Source organism: Stenotrophomonas sp. YJH_SMC_29, assembly GCF_059371235.1.
Genome location: NZ_JCAFUK010000016.1, coordinates 1 through 16,377, shown reverse-complemented (window position 1 = coordinate 16,377; position 16,377 = coordinate 1). Strand labels below are relative to the sequence as shown.

Below are 16,377 nucleotides of genomic sequence, written 5' to 3'. Positions count from 1 at the left end.
CATGGCCCATGTACACAGGAATCGAAAGCAGCTGCTGACCCGGGTGCGCCGCATCGCCGGCCAGGTCGCGGCACTGGAGCAGGCACTGGACACGCCCGAGGGCGAGGCCGGCGACTGTGCGGACGTGCTGGTGCAGGTTGCCGCCGTGCGTGGTGCCGCCCACAGCCTGCTGATGGAGCTGCTGCACGAGCACCTGCAGGAACACGTGGTGGGCGCCGAAGACCCGCAGCAGCGGGCGGCCGAGGCCGAGGTGCTGGTCGAGCTGCTGCGGCGCTACGGCAAATGACCAGGTAGTGCCGGCCGCTGGCCGGCAACTGCAGGTTGCCTTCCCCGTTCATGAGGTTGCCGGCCAGCGGCCGGCACTACCCGTGGCGGTGCCGCGCGTTCCAGATATGCGTGGCGGCCAGCAGCAGGCTGCCGGTGACCGTCATCGGTGTTTCCCAGTCGTGCGAGGGCAGCGCCAACGCGCCGGCCAGCAGCAGGCCGAGCCCGGCGCCGGCGGTGGCCCAGGCCAGCACCGGCAGCGGGTGACGGCGTTCGGCGCGCCACAGCGCGTAGCCGGTCAACGGCAAGGCGATGGCCACGAACAGCAGGTGGACCCATTCCGCTTCGGCCCAGGTGCCGAACAGGGGCAGCGCGGCGGCAAGCAGGGGCAACGCCAGGCAGTGCAGCAGGCACAGGCTGGACAGGGCGACCGCGCCAGCATCAAGCAGGGCGGCTGACGGGGACTTCATCGGGGAGGCTCCTTGCGCAACAAGTGTTATACAGTAACATTTCCGTCCCGCAGCCAACCCGCTCCGACATGAACACTGCTTCCCGCGCCGACCGTCGCCTTCCGGTCACCGTGCTGTCCGGCTTCCTCGGGGCCGGCAAGACCACCCTGCTCAACCAGATCCTGCGCAACCGCCAGGGCCTGCGCGTGGCGGTCATCGTCAACGACATGAGCGAGGTCAACATCGATGCGCAGCTGCTGCGCGAGGGCGGCGCCGAACTGCGCCGCACCGAAGAGACGCTGGTGGAATTCAGCAATGGCTGCATCTGCTGCACGCTGCGCGACGACCTGCTGCAGGAAGTGCGGCGGCTGGCCGACGCCGGGCGCTATGACTATCTGCTGATCGAGTCGACCGGGATCGGTGAGCCGATGCCGGTGGCGGCCACCTTCGCGGTACGCGACGAGCAGGGCTTCAGCCTGAGTGACATCGCGCGCCTGGACACGATGGTGACGGTGGTGGATGGCAGCGCGTTCCTCGCCGACTTCGGCTCGACGCTGCGCCTGGCCGAGCGTGGCCAGCAGGCCGGACCGGACGATGATCGCGGCGTGGTCGACCTGTTGTGCGAACAGGTCGAGTTCGCCGACGTGATCGTGGTCAGCAAGGTCGACCAGACCGATGACGAAGTGCTGCAGGACACGCTGGCCGTGCTGCGCGGCCTGAACCGCGACGCGAAGCTGCTGCTGTCCCGCTTCGGTGACGTGCCCCTGGCCGAGCTGCTGGACACCAGTCGCTTCGACTTCGAGCGTGCGCAACGCGCGCCGGGCTGGGTGAAGGAACTGCGTGGCGAGCACACACCGGAAACCGAGGAGTACGGCATCGCCAGTTTCGTCTACCGCTCGCGGCGACCGTTCCATCCCGCGCGTTTCGCCCGCGCGCTGCAGTCGGGCATGCCGGGCGTGATCCGCAGCAAGGGCTGGTTCTGGCTGGCCAACCGCATGGACTGGGTGGGTGAGCTGAGCAGCGTCGGCGCCGCGACACGCACGCAGGCCGCAGGGTTCTGGTATGCCGCGCGCGATCGCGTACGCGCAGGGCTGGAGGACACGCCGCCGTTGCTGCCACCCACGCCGCTGCCGTACAGCGACCTCGGCTGGGCGCGGCAGCAGGCCGATTGCTGGAGCGCACCGTTGCCGGGGCCGGAGGACTTCCCGGACGCGGCCGCGCATCTGGCGATGCAGCGTCTGTGGCACCCGCTGTGGGGGGATCGCCGCCAGGAACTGGTGGTGATCGGCGTGCACATGGATGAGCGTGCGGTTCGTGCGGAACTGGATGCCTGCCTGCTCAACGACCAGGAACTGCGTGCCGGACCGCTGCTGTGGCAGCAGATGCCGCAGGCGTTCCCGGTGTGGAAGCGGTGACGGTGCACTGAGGATCCATGGGTTGCCGGCCAGCGGCCGGCACTACCCCTGGTCGATACGCCATCCACGCATGGCATGGATCTACAAGGCGTCGCGCCACTGCCAACCCTCGGCGCTCACCTGCAACACCTGCGTCGGCTGCAACGCCTGCAGCAGGTGCCGGTCGTGGCTGACCATCACCAGTGCTCCCGGCCAGGCCGCCAGCAGTGCTTCCAGCGCCTGCACGGCACCCAGATCCAGCGCATTGCCGGGCTCGTCCAGCAGCAATAGCTGCGGTGCCGGATCGGCATACAGCACGCTGGCCAGCGCGCCTTTCACCCGCTCGCCGTCGCTGAGGTGGTGGGCGGCACGCTGGATGCGCTGGGCGTCCAACCCCAGCAGGGCCAGCCGTGTGCGCAGTTCAGCGGTATCGGTCGCCGGGTTGGCAGCCTGCACGGTGTCGAGAATGCTGCGTTCGCCGGAGAGCCCCAGCAGCTGCTGGTCGAGCAGCGCCAGCGGTGCATGCCGTTGCACGGTGCCACTGCGTGCAGGCAGCTGGCCGGCCAACACGCGCAACAGCGTGGACTTGCCACTGCCGTTGTCGCCGACCACGGCGATGCGCTGGCCGCGGCGGATCTCCAGCTGCAACGGCGCGCGGCAGCCATGCGGCAGCACCAGCGACTCGGCCTGCAGCAGTCGTGCGCTGCCTCGCTCGCCCTCACTGGCAAACAGTGCCAGCTCCGGTGTGGCGTGAACCGCCGAGGCCGCTGCGCGCAGCTGCTCTGCGCTGGCCTGCAGGCGCTCGGCCTGTACCTGCTGCGCGCGGCCATGGCTGGCCTCGGCACGCTGCTTCTGCCGGCCGAGCAGGATCGGTGCCTGGTTGGCCTGCTTCGCATCACGATTGCCGCGCGCCTGGCGTTGCTGTTGCCGTTCGTGCTGTTCGCGCGCACTGCGCTGCTGCTGCCGGTGCTGGGCGCGGGCGTGGTCGAGCTGCGCAGCGGCCGCTTCGCGCTCGGCGGCCCGCGCGTCGGCGTAGTGTTGCCACGGCCCGCCATAGCGATGCAGTCCGCGCGCGTCGAGCTCGACGATCTGCTGCATGTGCGCCAGCAGTTCGCGATCATGGCTGATCACCAGCAGGCCGCCGCGCCACTGCTGCAACCGTTCGTACAACTGCTGGCGATGACGGGCATCGAGGTGGTTGCTGGGTTCGTCCAGGATCAGCCACTCGGCACCGCTGGCCCAGGCGCCGGACAGCGCCACCTGCATGGCCTGCCCGCCACTGAGGCGCGCAGCGGGTTGGGCGGGATCGAGATCGCCGGGCAGCCCGAGCACCTGCCATTGCTGCCGCAGGCGCTCGCGCAGATCCCAGCGCTCGCCGACGCAGGCGAAATCGGCTTCGTCCACGCCGCCGGCTTCGATGCGTTGCAGCGCGGCCAGTGCCTCGCCGACGCCGGCCAGTTCGCCGACCGTGCCGGCGGGTGGATAGCCGGGTGTCGGCAACAGGAACATGCGGCCGCTGCCGCGGATCTGCCCGCTGTCGGGCAGCAGCCGGCCGGCGAGCAGGCGTGCGAGCACGCTCTTGCCGGTGCCATTGGCACCGACCAGACCGGTGGCGACGGGTTCGAAGGAAAACGTCAGATCGGCGAACAGCGGGCGGCCGTCTGCCAATCGATACGACACGCGATCGAGCGTGAGGGAATGCGGGGTCATGCGACCTCCATGGATGCCGGGTTCTCCCCTGCGCGCAGGGGCGGGAAGAGTCAGGCCGTCTAATGGGAAGACGGCGGCATCAATGGCGCATCGGTCGCGAGCCTCTTGGAGGAATGAGAGCCCAGTATAGCGGGGCTGGCTGAATGGCTGCGTGCAGCGGCAGAGCCAAGCCATGCTCGGCTGACCTTGAGCATCCACGCATGGCGTCGATCTACGGCACGGTACCCAGCCGGGCGCCGACGAAGTCGATGAACACCCTCAGCTTCGGCAGCACGTGGCGGCCCGAGGGCCACAACAAGTGGAAGGTGCCGCAGGAGTGCACATGATCTTCCAGCACGGTGACCAGGCGGCCGTCGGCCAGCGCCTCGCGCACCGAGTGCACCGGCACGAAGGCCAGGCCGGTATCGCGTAGCGCCAGCGCCACCCGTGCTTCGATGGTGTTGGCCACCATGTGCACCGGAAGTTCCTGTGGCGCTTGATCGTCGGGCCAGTGGATCGGCCACGGCTCCAGCTTGCCGGTGGTGGGGAAGCGATAGTGCAGCAGCGTGTGCTGCATCAGTTCCGCCGGCGTGCGCGGAACCCCGCGGCGCTGCAGGTAGCCCGGCGAGGCGATGACACGGCGCGGGAACACCCCCAGCCGGCGTGCGTTCATCCGCGAGTCGCTGGGTTCACCCACGCGCAGCACCGCATCGAAGCCTTCCTCGATGACATCGACCAGGCGATCGCTGAAGTCGAGATCCAGGCGGATATCCGGGTACGCCGCCATGAACTCGGCCATCAACGGCAGGGTGAGGTCGCCGACCAGCGGCAGGCTGATGCGCAGCGTGCCGCTGGGCGTGGCGTGCGGTTGTGCCAGCTCGGTGCGGGCCGCATCGCGTTCGTCGAGGATGCGCCGGCAGCGCGCCAGGAACAGCTGGCCTTCGGCGGTGAGGGTGATGCTGCGCGTGCTGCGGTGGAACAGGCGCACGCCGAGCGCATGCTCCAGCCGAGCAACGCACTTGCCGGCGGCGGAAGCAGAGATGCCCTGCAGGCGCCCGGTCTCGACGAAGCTGCGGGTGTCGGCGGCGTGGACGAAGGTCTGCAGGTTGGCGAGGTTGTCCAGGACTGACATCGGCGTAGGGGCAATGAAAGCGGCAGGGTAGGGGCGGGTGATCGCGGCGGGCGGCGGCGCCACCGCAACACTGTGGTGCGGGACGGGCGGTGGCCCTTGCGGCCCTGGAGTTCCGGCCATCATGCCGATTGCGGACTGCACGGTCCATGATGCCCGGAGCCGCAACCGGCTTTTTGCGCCGCGCCGTGCTGCCTAACGTGGCGGGCCTCTCCCCCACGGATCACCGCAATGAATGCCGCTCTTTCCCTTGAACGCGCACCGACGCTGCCTTCGGTGCAGCGCGTGCTGCAGCAGGTCCACCCGGCGCGCCTGGTCGGTGCGGTGGTGCTGGTGCGCGAACATGGCGTGCTGCGCCACGCCAGCGCGACCGGGCTGGCCGAGCGGGAGTCGGGCATGCCGATGCAGCGCGACCAGCTGTTCCGGCTGGCCTCGGTCAGCAAGCCACTGCTGAGCACGGTGATCCTGCGCCTGGTGGCCGAAGGCGTGCTCGACCTCGATACGCCGGTGCAGCGCTGGCTGCCGGATTTCCGGCCGGCGCTGGCCGATGGCCGCAGGCCGCCGATCAGCCTGCGCCAGCTGCTCAGCCACAGCAGCGGGCTGGGCTACCGCTTCCTGGAAGCCGATGCGCACGGACCGTACGCCCGGGCCGGCGTCAGCGATGGCATGGACGCCAGCCCGGTGTCCCTGGCCGAGAACGTGCGCCGTATCGCACAGGCGCCGCTGCTGTTCGAACCGGGCAGCCAGTGGCTGTACTCGCTGGGCGTGGACGTGGCCGGTGCGGTGGCCGAAGCGGCGACCGGTGAAACGTTGCAGGCGCTGTTCGAGCGTCTGCTGGCTGCCCCGTTGGGCCTGCGCGATACGGCGTTCGCCACGCGCGCTGCCGAGCGCCTGGCAACGCCCTATGTGAGCGACACGCCGCAGCCGCATCGCCTGCAGGAAGGCGAGATGGTCGCCCCGTTCGAGGGCACGGTCGGCATCGAGTACAGCCTTGCGCGCGCCACCGATGCCAGCCGCTTCGCCTCGGCCGGTGCGGGCCTGGTCGGCACCGCCGACGAGGTGATGGCAGTGCTGGAGGCGCTGCGAGACGTGCGCACATCCGACCTGCTGCCGCCCGCGCTGGCGGCAGAGATGGCCAGCCCGCAGGTGGGCGAACAGGGGCCGCCGGAGCCTGCCGGCTGGGGCTTCGGGCTGGGCTTTGCGGTGCTGCGTGATGCCGCCGCCAGTGGTACCCCGCAGGGCGTGGGCAGCTGGCGCTGGGGCGGCGCGTACGGGCACAGCTGGTTCGTCGATCCGGCGCGCGGGCTGAGCGTGGTGGCGCTGACCAACACGCTATACGAAGGCATGGATGGCGCCTTTGTCGATGAACTGCGCGACGCGGTCTATGCCGACCTGGAGACCACGCGATGAGCGGCCATGCCATCGATGCCGGCAGTCCGGCGGGCGAGGCCACGCGCCTGCCGTGGGCGGGCCTGCTGGCGTTGGCCGGCGGCGGCTTCATCACCCTGTTGACCGAGACCCTGCCGGCCGGCGTGCTGCGGCCGATGGGCGAGAGCCTGGGCGTGAGTGATGCCGCCGTGGGCCAGCTGGTCAGTGTGTATGCGCTGGGCTCGGTGATGGCGGCGCTGCCGATGACCGCGTTGACCCAGCGCCTGCCACGACGCCCGCTGCTGCTGGCGGCCATCGCCGGCTTCGTGGTGGTCAACACGCTGACCGCGTTGAGCAGCAGCTATGCACTGATCCTCGCTGCGCGCTTCCTGGTCGGGGTGAGTGGTGGCCTGCTGTGGTCGCTGGTGGCTGGCTACGCCGCGCGCATGGTGGTGCCGTCGCTGCAGGGGCGGGCCATCGCGGTCGCGATGGTCGGGTCGCCGCTGGCGCTGTCGCTGGGGGTGCCGGCGGGGACACTGCTGGGCCAGCAGATCGGCTGGCGCTGGGCGTTCGCGCTGATGAGCGTGCTGGGCCTGCTGCTGCTGGCCTACGCGCGCTGGGCGTTGCCTGCGCTGCCGGCCGCCGGGGCCGGGCAACGCACTTCGCTGGCGACCGTGTGGCGCCTGCCCGGTGTACGCAGTGCGCTGCTGGTGATGGCGCTGTACGTGCTGGCGCACAACGTGCTCTACACCTACATCGAGCCGCTGGCGGTCGATGCGGGCGCCGGTGCATGGCTGGACCGGCTGCTGCTCGCCTTCGGCGTGGCAGCCATCGCCGGCATCGGCATTGCCGGCTGGGGCGTGGATCGCCACCTGCACGCACTGGTGTGGGCAGCGGTGATCGGCTTCATCGTGCCGGTGCTGGCGTTGCTGGTGTGGCCCAGCGTGGCAGCGGTACTGCTGCTGGCGACGATCCTGTGGGGCGTGGCATTCGGCGCGGTGCCGACCCTGTTCCAGACCGCATTGGCCCGGCGTGCCGGGGCTGCGGCCGATCTGGCGCAGTCGATGCTGGTGACCGGCTGGAACCTGGCCATCGCCGGCGGGGGCGTAGCAGGCGGCGTGCTGCTGCAGGCCAGCGGCCCCCGCCAGCTGGGATGGCTGCCGTTGCTGTTGCTGGCGGTGACCGCCGCGTGGCTGCTGGCACGCCCGAAGGCGTGGGCGTAGGCGCCGGTCACGGGTCAGGTGGTGCCGGCCAGCGGCCGGCACTGCCGGGTTGCCTCACTCCAGCGGTACCTGCTCGATCGGCACGCTGCGCGGGTTCTGCATGTGTTCGCGTGCAGGACCGTACTGCTGCTGCCGCTTGTGATGGAAGGCAATGAATTCATCGCGTGGCAGTGGCCGCGAGAACAGCCAGCCCTGGCCGAATTCCACATGCCGGCTGTGCAGGTAGGCCAGCTGCGCTTCGGTTTCCACGCCCTCGGCCACCACCCACAGGCCCAGCTCCTTGGCCATGTCGATGATGTGCGGGGTGACCGGGCTGGTCGCGCTTTCGGTGCCGATCGCATCGATGAACGACTTGTCGATCTTCAGCGCATCCAGTGGCAGCTGTTCCAGGTACTGCAGGCTGGAGAAGCCGACGCCGAAATCGTCGATGGCCACGCTGTGGCCGGCACGGCGGGCGGCGGCGAGCATGGTGCGCGCGCGGTCCAGGTCGAGGAAGCCACGTTCGGTGGCCTCCATCCAGATCTGCTGCGGCAGGATGCCGCTGCCGGCCATGTGCCGGGAGATCATCTTCAGGGCACGGCCGCTGCTGATGTCTTCGGCGGCGAGGTTGATCGCGATGTGGGCGCTGCGATCGGCCACCAGCAGCTCGCGCATGTCGCGCACCACGTTCTCGATCACCAGGTCGGTGACGTCGGCGATCATGCCCGCCTCTTCGGCCAGCGGAATGAACAGGTCCGGTCGCACCTGGGTGCCATCCGGGCGCTGCCAGCGGACCAGGGCCTCGGCGCCGACGCAGATGCCGGTGTCCAGTTCGATGATCGGCTGGTAATGCAGGTACAGCTCGCGGCGACGGATGGCGGTGGCCAGTTCACCGCGCAGCGACAGGCGGCGGCGCGAGAGCCAGATCACCAGTCCGGCGCCGGCGGCGGCCAGCAGCAGGCCCACCGGCACGTACAGCCACGCCTGCTGGCGGAACGCGGCGGCCAGCGCGGTGCGCGGGGTGGTGGCGATCGCCAGCCATTCCTCGTTGCGCGCGGTGGCGAACAAGGTGGTGTGGTCCAGGCCCTCGCCGGGGTCGCGCAGCAGCGTCTGCAGCAGCTCCGGATCCAGGCCCGACTGCTTGGCCAGCAGGCGTCCATCGGGGCTGGCCAGTGCCAGCCGCACGTTCGGGTCGGCGATGACATCGACGAAGCGGCGCGGGTCCACCAGGGCGTCGTAGGACCCATACAGGACCGCCAGCACCTGGCGACGCCCGCTGACCTCCGGGCGCACGTCCACCACGATGCCGGCGCCGTCGCTGGTGACGTGGTCCGGCGTGGGTTGGTCGACGTCGGACAGGAAAGGCCCCCAGGACGTGCAGCGCAGCTTGCCGCCTTCGAAGTAGCCCATCTGGTCGATCGACGGGGTGGTCATCACCAGGGTCTGCATGCGCCGGATGTGCTCCGGACCGCAGGGCACGTAGGCACCGGCCTCGGCCGATTTCAGTGCCGCCAGCGCCTCCTGGTAGGACAGGTCGGAGCGGCGCAGGGTGCGGTCGGCGATGTCGCGCAGGCGCTGCTGTTCGACGCTGACCGCGCGGTCCCAGGTGGCGTAGGCCATGACCGCGATCGGTACCGCAGCGGCCAGCAGGGCCAGCGCGGTGGCGCCGATGATGACGCGCAGGCGGCTCATGGCCGGGGCTCCGGCGGGGCGGGCGGGGCAGGGCGCATGGTCGGGCCGGTCCTTGGGCAGGTGCGGCTATCTGAGCATGGCGCCGGGCCCGGCGGAATGGGATCAATACGGTATTCGGTCACATTGTGGTGAAAGCGGCCAGCTTTGACGTAATGGGCCGGTCTGGTGCTGGCGCTCGGCGCCGTGGAGGACTACCGTCGAACGCTTCGCCCACCCCTGTGCCCGCGCCCATGACCGAGCCCGCAACGCCCCCCGAGCACCTGCGCCGCAGCCTGTCCAACCGCCACCTGCAACTGATCGCCATCGGCGGTGCCATCGGCACCGGCCTGTTCATGGGCTCGGGCAAGACGATCAGCCTGGCCGGCCCCTCCATCATCTTCGTCTACCTGATCATCGGCGCGATGCTGTTCTTCGTGATGCGCGCGATGGGCGAACTGCTGCTGTCCAACCTGCAGTACAAGTCTTTCATCGACTTCTCCACCGACCTGCTCGGCCCGTGGGCCGGGTTTTTCTGTGGATGGACGTACTGGTTCTGCTGGATCGTCACTGCGATCGCGGACGTGATCGCGATCGCTGCCTACGCACAGTTCTGGTTCCCCGGGCTTGACGCCTGGATACCGGCGCTGGCCTGCGTGCTGCTGTTGCTGGCGCTGAACCTGGTGACGGTGAAGCTGTTCGGCGAAATGGAATTCTGGTTCGCGCTGATCAAGATCGTGGCGATCTGCGCGCTGATCATCACCGGTGCCGGGCTGGTGGCCTGGGGCTTCACCTCGCCGAGCGGCCACACCGCGTCGCTGTCGAACCTGTGGAATGACGGCGGACTGTTCCCGATGGGGCTGGTCGGCTTCTTCGCCGGCTTCCAGATTGCCGTGTTCGCCTTCGTCGGCATCGAGCTGGTCGGCACCACCGCCGCCGAGACTGCCGACCCCGAGCGCAACCTGCCCAAGGCGATCAACTCGATCCCGGTACGCATCATCATCTTCTACGTACTGGCGCTGGTCGCGATCATGGCCGTCACGCCGTGGCGCCAGGTGGTGCCGGACAAGAGCCCGTTCGTGCAGCTGTTCGTGCTGGCCGGCATTCCGGCCGCTGCCAGCCTGATCAACTTCGTGGTGCTGACCTCGGCCACGTCCTCGGCCAACAGCGGCATCTTCTCCACCAGCCGCATGCTGTACGGCCTGGCCGAAGAGGGCCATGCCCCGCGCGGGCTGTCGAAGCTGTCGCGCGCGGCGGTGCCGGCCCGCGGCCTGTTGTTCTCCTGCCTGTGCCTGCTGGGCGGCACCCTGCTGATCTACCTGATCCCGAACCTGGTGACCGCCTTCACCCTGGTGACGACGCTGGCCACCGTGCTTTTCATCTTCGTCTGGTCGCTGATCCTGGTGGCCTACATGGTCTACCGCCGCCGCTACCCGGAGCGCCACGCCGCCTCGATCTTCAAGATGCCCGGCGGCATCGCCATGTGCTGGGCCTGCCTGGTGTTCTTCGCCGGCGTGCTGGTGCTGCTGAGCCTGCAGGGCGACACCCGCCAGGCACTGATCGCCAGCCCGGTGTGGTTCGTGCTGCTGGGCGTGGGGTACTGGCTGCGGCGGAGGACCGCGAAGTGATCCGAAGTGGGGTCAGAGCCCGTTGCCCGGCAACGGGATCTGACCCCGGCAGGTCGCGGGACCGACCCCGCCTCCACGCAGGAAATCGGCTGTTGCTGTTGAGGTTGCCGGCCAGCGGCCGGCACTACCGCAGGTGCAGGGCGCAGCCCTGCCGGCCCCCATTCACCCAACATTAGCGGGCACGGCCGGATCATCCGGCCGCCATGTCCCGTCGCCCGCTCCTGCTCGCGCTGTTGCTGCTGCCCAGCCTGTGGCCCGGGCCAGCCGCCGCGCGCACCGTCTACCGCTGCGTGCAGGGCAACACCGTCAGCCTGGCCACCGCGCCGGAGCCGGGATCGCGGTGCACGCCGAAGGAGATCGACGACAACGCCGTCCAGACCCCCAACCTGTGGGGCAACATGGGCGTGTTCAGCGGCGTGCTGTACGAGCGCGAACAGGACGGGGCGCTGGTCTACTCCACGCGCAACCTGCCCGGCTCGCGGGTGTTCCTGAAGTTCACCGTGGCCACGCCGCCGGGCGAGCCGGCGCATGAAGGGCTGGGCAAGGTCGGCAAGCCGCAGCTGGCGCAGCATGCGCGGCAGTTCAAGGCGGCGGCCAAGGCGACCGGCGTCGATGACGCCTGGCTGCGCGCGATCGCCCATGCCGAAAGCAATTTCGATCCGCTGGCGGTTTCCAGCAAGGGCGCACAGGGGGTGATGCAGCTGATGCCCGATACCGCGCAGGAGTACGGGGTGCGCGATCCGTTCTCGCCACAGCAGTCGATCGAGGGCGGCGCGCGCTACATGCGCGCGCTGCTGCGCCGCTACAACGGCGACCGTCCGTTGGCGGCGGCCGCCTACAACGCCGGCATCGGTGCAGTCACCCGCTACAAGGGCGTGCCGCCCTACGCCGAAACCCTGGCCTACGTGGACAAGGTGATGGCGCTGTACGCACGCTACCGCGAAGCCATGGGCATCCGCAGCGAGGTGCCGGCGCGCTAGCGGGAGGTGTGGGGCCGAGCGCACGCTCGGCTCCGGATGAAGCAGCCGAGCGTGGGCTCGGCGCTACAGGCAATCGGCTCAGCGCGAGGTGGAGGTGCTGACCAGATCGTAGCGCTCGATGCGGCCGACGCGTGCCACCTCGGCCTGCACGTCGGCACGCTGCTTGAGTGCACGCCATGCGGCATCGATGCGCACGTCGCCCGGCCATGATGCATAGGTGCGCATGTCCTGCAGGCTGGCCAGGGTTTCACCGCGTTCAACCGGCGAACGCAGCTGTTCGATCAGGACGGCGGCGGCCCCGTCCAGGTCGCCTTCCTCCAGCAGCATTTCACGATGGAACAGGCGTGCGTCATTGCGCTGGGCCAGGATCACCGCGCGCGCCGCGTCGCGCGCCGCGGCGTCGCCGCGCTCGCGGGCGGCGGCGAACTGCAGCAGCGCCTGCGCGGCCTTGCCGTAGCCGGCGAGGCCTGGCATGTCATTCACTGCCTGCGCAGCATCCTGCATGCGTCCCATCGAACTGAGCACGAAGCCGACATTCATCTGGTGCTCGATGCCATCGGGGCCGAGCGCGCCGATGCGGGCGGCCTGCCTGGCCGTGGCCAGTGCCTCGTCCGTGCGGCCCAACCGGCGCAGCGCGGTGAGCCGGCTGTTGAGCAACCAGGCCACCCATTCCGCTTCCGCCGCCGCCGGCGACTCACCGTCGTTCGCGGCGCGGGCCATGCCGTCGGTCAGCGACAGCACTTCCTCATTGCGGTCCAGCATCAGCAGGGTGGTGCCGAACTCGGCCATGCGCGCGTCCAGTGCGCGGTCGAGCAGGCCGGAGACACGCAGTTCATCAAGGTGCCGCTGCGCCGCCTGCACCGGATCGAAACGCGCATCGCCGCGATCGACGTAGCGGTCGAAGCGCTTGTCGCTGCGCAGGCGGATGATCTCGGCCGGGCTGTCGATGCGTGCCAGCGTGGCTGCAACACTGTCGCCGCGGCCGTGGTCGGCCTGCAGCGTGGCCAGCGCCAGCCACAGCCCGGTCGGCTCCAGGCCGCCGCTCTTCCAGCCGTTGTCGAACAGTGCCTGCAGCAGGTCCATGCGCTGCTGCGGCTGGTCACGCAGGCGGTATTGCAGGTAGTTGATGGCATGGTGATCGACCGGCAGCGGTGCCTCGGCATGCTTCAGCGCCTTCACCAGGAACGTCGTCGCTGCAGCCGGCTGGTTGTCCGACAGCTCCACCGACACCTGGGTGAGCAGGACCTGCGCATCTTCCGGCAACGCCTCCTGCGCCCGCTGCAGGTAACGGCGGGCCAGCGCCGGCTTCTTCTGCATCAGTGCGGTCCAGCCGGCGACCTGCGCGGCGCGGCCGCGATGCTCGGCATCGAAGTCGTCCAGCAGCGGATCCTCCATCAGCCGCTCCATGCTGATCAGCGCGCCGAGCGTATTGCCACTGCGTGCCTGCTGGATCGCTTCATCCCAGCGTGTGGCGTACGCCGCGTGTACGGCATCGGCGGTGGCCGATGGCTTCTGCGGGACCACCGTGATCGAGGCGGCGGCGGGCGCGCTGGCCAATGCGGCCAGCAGCAGGGCGGTGAGCGGGAGAAGGCGGGGCATGGAGGATCTCCATCCGTGGGAACCGCATTGAACCTGCTGCCGCCAGCGAGGACAAGCGCGGGAAAGCGAATTCTGGCGTTCAGGCGCAGGATCGTTCGTGGCGGAACGCCTGCGCAGCGTCTATTGTCGGTGCCTCTTCAAACAGCAGGCAGAGGCGGCGCAACGCGATGGCACGGTGGCAATGGATGGCGGCAGGGGTGGCATTGGCAACAGCGGTGGGCTTGGCTGCAACGTGGTGGGATACACCGCTGAATACGCTGGCCGGCCCCACGGGCCCGGCGCCCACGCCGTTGGCCTGGACCGCGCAGATCGAGCCGCTGGCCGGCGATGGCCACCCGGGTGACCGCGATGGTGCGTCTGCACAGGCCCGCTTCGCCGACCCGTATGCACTGCTGCGCACCGCCGATGGCAGCGTCTACTTCACCGATGCCGGGGACAACAACCGGATCCGCCGCCGCCTGCCCGATGGCCGTGTTGAAACGGTGGCCGGGCAGGGCGAGGGCCGCGTTGATGGCCCAGCGCTGCAGGCCAGCTTCAATACGCCCTCGGGCATCGCCGCTGACGCGCAGGGCAACCTGTACGTGGCCGACACGGGCAACCATGCGATCCGCCGCATCGGTGCCGATGGCCTGGTGACCACCCTGGCCGGTGGCGAGCAGGGCGTTGCCGATGGCCCTGCGGCGCAGGCCCGCTTCGATGCGCCGATGGGCATCGCGGTGGACGCACAGGGGCAGGTCTACGTGGCCGATACGTTCAACGACCGCATCCGGGTGATCGGTACCGATGGCAGCGTGCGTACCCTGGCCGGGGGTGACCGGCCGGGCTTTGCCGATGGCGCGGGCGCCGCCGCGCGCTTCGACACGCCGGTGGCGCTGGCCTTCGACGCGCAGGGCGCGTTGCTGGTGGCCGACCTGTTCAACAATGCGGTGCGCCGCGTAGGCGTCGACGGCACGGTCAGCACCGTGGTCGCCGCCGGCGGCGTGATCAATGGGCCGCTGTCGCTGGCCACCACGCACGACGGCGTGCTGTACGTGGGTGACCTCGATGGCCGCATCGTGCAGGTGACGCCGCAGGGCCATCAGATCGCCCTGGTCGGCAATGGCCGCTTGCCGCGGCTGGCCCGCCCCAGCGGGCTGGCCATGGATGCCGATGGCAGCGTGCTGGTGGCCGACGCCGCCAGCTATCGCCTGCATCGCCTTCGCCCGCTGCCGGTCGGCGACCTGCCGGCGCCGGCACTGGTCGGCCCGGCTGCCGATGCCGCGCTGCCGGAGACCGGGGGCCGTTGGCCGCTGGCACCGCAGGACGGCTGGCACGAAGTGGTCGGCACGCTGGGCGAGGTGCGTGGCAACTTCACCGGTGAGAGCCGCCACCATCTGCATGGCGGCTTCGATGTGCGTGGCGATGTCGGCCAGACCGTGCTGGCGATCGCCGATGGCAAGATCAGCAGCCCGGTGGCGGCCTGGAACCTGGGCGAGCAGGCCGAGGGCCTGGCCGTGGATCGCCTCAAGTACATCCACATGCGGGTCGGCCGCACTCCGCGCGATGAACCCTATGACGCGCGCTGGCAGGCGCTGTACGACGAGCAGGGCAAACTGGAGCGGATGCGCGTGCGCCGCGGCATGCGCATCCACGTCGGTGATCGCCTGGGCAGCATCAACAACCAGGCGCACGTGCACCTGGCGGTGGGTACCGGTGGCTTCGAGACCAACGCGGTGGCGCTGGGCTTCCAGGGCTACGCCGACCACTTCGCACCGCGCATCACCGATGTGGCCCTGCTGGACGACAACGACCAGCCGATGGCCGCCGGCAGCGATGGCGTGGTGATGGTGGCGCGCCAGGGCCGCGGCGTGCAGATCGTGGTCGAGGCCTGGGACCAGGTCGACAACAACCTGCCGCGCCGCCGCCTGGGCATGTACCAGGTGGGCTACCAGATCCTGGACGCCGGTGGCCGGGCGCTGCAGGGCTATGAACAGCCACGCTGGAACATCGTGTTCAACCGCATGCCGCCGCAGAAGGAAGCGGTGCGGGTGGCCTACGCCCCCGACAGTGGCATCACCGTGCACGGCAGCGCGGTGACCCGGTTCCGCTACCTGGCCACCAACACCGTGCGCGACGGCCTGATGGAAACCGGGCGCTGGCAGCCGGCGGCGCTGCCGCCGGGCGAGTACATCGTGCGCGCCAGCGTGCGCGACTACAGCGGCAACGAAGGCATCGGCCCGCGCGAGATCAGGGTGCGGCTGCTGCCATAGCCGCAGCCGGGGCGCCGCAGCGTTCGCGCTCGGCGTCCATGTCTTCCAGCGGCCGCACCTCGATGCTGCCGAAGCGTGCCCACGGGAAGTCGCGGGCGATGCGCATGGCTTCGTCGCGGTCGCGCGCGACGATCAGGTTGAAGCCGGCCAGCAGCTCGCGGGTTTCGGCGAACGGGCCATCGAGCACGCGGCTGTGTCCATCGCGCACGCGCAGGGTCTGTGCGGTATCGACCGGCTGCAGCTTCTGGGCGGCCAGCAGCGTGCCTTCGGCCTGCAGCTGGTCGGCGTGCGCCAGGCAGTCGCGCATCAGCGCGTTGAATTCTTCGGTGGGCAGCGCCTGCAGCAGGGCAGGCTCGATATAGATCAGAAGCAGGTACTGCTGCATGGCACGGTCCTGGCGGGGGCGGGTGTCCATGATCGCGCAGGATTGCGCATGGGCATGTTGCAGCGCAGAAGCGCGCCTTCGGCGGAGATCGGCGAACGGCGGAGCCCCTCCGTGGTGGGTTTGGGTGGGGCGCTGAAAGCGGGTTTCCTGAGGGTGGGCCGGGCGGGTGGGATTGGCGGGGACGCCGTGAATCCGTCCCTGGAGGCTTAGCCGCGCCATCCATGGCGCGGATTGATCTGGCCCCCCGTCAGCGGACGCCAAGAAGCGATACTTTGATCGCACTTGGAGGTCCCTTATGTCCCGTATCACCCGTCGTAGCTACACCGATGAGTTCAAGCACCAAGCCGTGGAGCTGGCCGAGTCGCTCGGGCCG

Annotated in this window: 13 protein-coding genes; 7 read left to right on the top strand and 6 right to left on the bottom strand. The window is 69.7% G+C overall.

Annotated features, from left to right (window positions below):
* Position 1 precedes the first annotated feature (1 nt).
* Positions 2-286: a metal/formaldehyde-sensitive transcriptional repressor gene (locus tag AC5P9I_RS16250; protein WP_049466065.1), complete on the top strand. Its 285-nt coding sequence runs from the start codon at positions 2-4 to the stop codon at positions 284-286.
* A gap of 76 nt (positions 287-362) precedes the next feature.
* On the opposite strand, the gene AC5P9I_RS16245 is transcribed toward AC5P9I_RS16250, so the two are convergent.
* Complete coding sequence (locus AC5P9I_RS16245) at positions 363-734, bottom strand: MerC domain-containing protein (protein ID WP_014645760.1); 372 nt, start codon at positions 732-734, stop codon at positions 363-365.
* Positions 735-802: 68 nt separating this feature from the next.
* On the opposite strand from AC5P9I_RS16245, the gene AC5P9I_RS16240 reads away from it, so the two are divergent.
* Positions 803-2,128 carry a GTP-binding protein gene (locus tag AC5P9I_RS16240; protein WP_049466066.1) on the top strand — a complete coding sequence of 442 codons (1,326 nt, stop codon included), beginning with the start codon at positions 803-805 and terminating at the stop codon, positions 2,126-2,128.
* 81 nt (positions 2,129-2,209) lie between these two features.
* Here the strand turns inward: AC5P9I_RS16240 and AC5P9I_RS16235 are convergent, their stop codons facing one another.
* The gene (locus AC5P9I_RS16235) at positions 2,210-3,817 is read right to left on the bottom strand and encodes an ATP-binding cassette domain-containing protein (RefSeq protein ID WP_088476173.1); all 1,608 of its coding nucleotides are present in this window, start codon (positions 3,815-3,817) and stop codon (positions 2,210-2,212) included.
* A gap of 211 nt (positions 3,818-4,028) precedes the next feature.
* On the bottom strand, positions 4,029-4,928 hold the full coding sequence (locus tag AC5P9I_RS16230) for a LysR family transcriptional regulator (RefSeq protein WP_049466074.1): 900 nt from the start codon (positions 4,926-4,928) through the stop codon (positions 4,029-4,031).
* Positions 4,929-5,156: 228 nt separating this feature from the next.
* Here AC5P9I_RS16230 and AC5P9I_RS16225 point away from each other — a divergent pair, with 228 nt between their 5' ends.
* Both AC5P9I_RS16225 and AC5P9I_RS16220 read left to right on the top strand, forming a co-directional pair.
* Positions 5,157-6,335: a serine hydrolase domain-containing protein gene (locus AC5P9I_RS16225; protein WP_049466076.1), complete on the top strand. Its 1,179-nt coding sequence runs from the start codon at positions 5,157-5,159 to the stop codon at positions 6,333-6,335.
* Positions 6,332-7,516: an MFS transporter gene (locus tag AC5P9I_RS16220; RefSeq protein ID WP_049466078.1), complete on the top strand. Its 1,185-nt coding sequence runs from the start codon at positions 6,332-6,334 to the stop codon at positions 7,514-7,516. The genes AC5P9I_RS16225 and AC5P9I_RS16220 overlap by 4 nt, the downstream gene beginning before the upstream one ends.
* 54 nt (positions 7,517-7,570) lie before the next feature.
* On the opposite strand, the gene AC5P9I_RS16215 is transcribed toward AC5P9I_RS16220, so the two are convergent.
* Positions 7,571-9,187, bottom strand: coding sequence for an EAL domain-containing protein (locus AC5P9I_RS16215; RefSeq protein ID WP_049466080.1), 1,617 nt, complete (start codon positions 9,185-9,187; stop codon positions 7,571-7,573).
* A gap of 230 nt (positions 9,188-9,417) precedes the next feature.
* Here AC5P9I_RS16215 and cycA point away from each other — a divergent pair, with 230 nt between their 5' ends.
* Both cycA and AC5P9I_RS16205 read left to right on the top strand, forming a co-directional pair.
* The gene (gene cycA / locus AC5P9I_RS16210; RefSeq protein ID WP_074725488.1) at positions 9,418-10,791 is read left to right on the top strand and encodes a D-serine/D-alanine/glycine transporter; all 1,374 of its coding nucleotides are present in this window, start codon (positions 9,418-9,420) and stop codon (positions 10,789-10,791) included.
* Between the two features lie 203 nt (positions 10,792-10,994).
* The gene (locus AC5P9I_RS16205; protein ID WP_049467499.1) at positions 10,995-11,771 is read left to right on the top strand and encodes a lytic transglycosylase domain-containing protein; all 777 of its coding nucleotides are present in this window, start codon (positions 10,995-10,997) and stop codon (positions 11,769-11,771) included.
* A 78-nt stretch (positions 11,772-11,849) separates the two neighbouring features.
* Here AC5P9I_RS16205 and AC5P9I_RS16200 read toward each other — a convergent pair whose 3' ends face one another.
* Positions 11,850-13,370, bottom strand: a complete 1,521-nt coding sequence (locus tag AC5P9I_RS16200) for a tetratricopeptide repeat protein (protein WP_187756868.1) — start codon at positions 13,368-13,370, stop codon at positions 11,850-11,852.
* Positions 13,371-13,537: 167 nt separating this feature from the next.
* Here AC5P9I_RS16200 and AC5P9I_RS16195 point away from each other — a divergent pair, with 167 nt between their 5' ends.
* The gene (locus AC5P9I_RS16195; protein WP_103281956.1) at positions 13,538-15,619 is read left to right on the top strand and encodes an NHL repeat-containing protein; all 2,082 of its coding nucleotides are present in this window, start codon (positions 13,538-13,540) and stop codon (positions 15,617-15,619) included.
* Here AC5P9I_RS16195 and AC5P9I_RS16190 read toward each other — a convergent pair.
* The gene (locus AC5P9I_RS16190; protein ID WP_049467505.1) at positions 15,597-16,004 is read right to left on the bottom strand and encodes a YciI family protein; all 408 of its coding nucleotides are present in this window, start codon (positions 16,002-16,004) and stop codon (positions 15,597-15,599) included. The genes AC5P9I_RS16195 and AC5P9I_RS16190 overlap by 23 nt on opposite strands.
* Positions 16,005-16,377 lie beyond the last annotated feature (373 nt).

Coding starts and splice junctions, on each gene's coding strand:
- AC5P9I_RS16250 (WP_049466065.1), top strand. CDS start 2: ATGGCCCATGTACACAGGAATCGAAAGCAGCTGCTGACCCGGGTGCGC.
- AC5P9I_RS16245 (WP_014645760.1), bottom strand. CDS start 734: ATGAAGTCCCCGTCAGCCGCCCTGCTTGATGCTGGCGCGGTCGCCCTG.
- AC5P9I_RS16240 (WP_049466066.1), top strand. CDS start 803: ATGAACACTGCTTCCCGCGCCGACCGTCGCCTTCCGGTCACCGTGCTG.
- AC5P9I_RS16235 (WP_088476173.1), bottom strand. CDS start 3,817: ATGACCCCGCATTCCCTCACGCTCGATCGCGTGTCGTATCGATTGGCA.
- AC5P9I_RS16230 (WP_049466074.1), bottom strand. CDS start 4,928: ATGTCAGTCCTGGACAACCTCGCCAACCTGCAGACCTTCGTCCACGCC.
- AC5P9I_RS16225 (WP_049466076.1), top strand. CDS start 5,157: ATGAATGCCGCTCTTTCCCTTGAACGCGCACCGACGCTGCCTTCGGTG.
- AC5P9I_RS16220 (WP_049466078.1), top strand. CDS start 6,332: ATGAGCGGCCATGCCATCGATGCCGGCAGTCCGGCGGGCGAGGCCACG.
- AC5P9I_RS16215 (WP_049466080.1), bottom strand. CDS start 9,187: ATGAGCCGCCTGCGCGTCATCATCGGCGCCACCGCGCTGGCCCTGCTG.
- cycA (WP_074725488.1), top strand. CDS start 9,418: ATGACCGAGCCCGCAACGCCCCCCGAGCACCTGCGCCGCAGCCTGTCC.
- AC5P9I_RS16205 (WP_049467499.1), top strand. CDS start 10,995: ATGTCCCGTCGCCCGCTCCTGCTCGCGCTGTTGCTGCTGCCCAGCCTG.
- AC5P9I_RS16200 (WP_187756868.1), bottom strand. CDS start 13,370: ATGCCCCGCCTTCTCCCGCTCACCGCCCTGCTGCTGGCCGCATTGGCC.
- AC5P9I_RS16195 (WP_103281956.1), top strand. CDS start 13,538: ATGGCACGGTGGCAATGGATGGCGGCAGGGGTGGCATTGGCAACAGCG.
- AC5P9I_RS16190 (WP_049467505.1), bottom strand. CDS start 16,004: ATGCAGCAGTACCTGCTTCTGATCTATATCGAGCCTGCCCTGCTGCAG.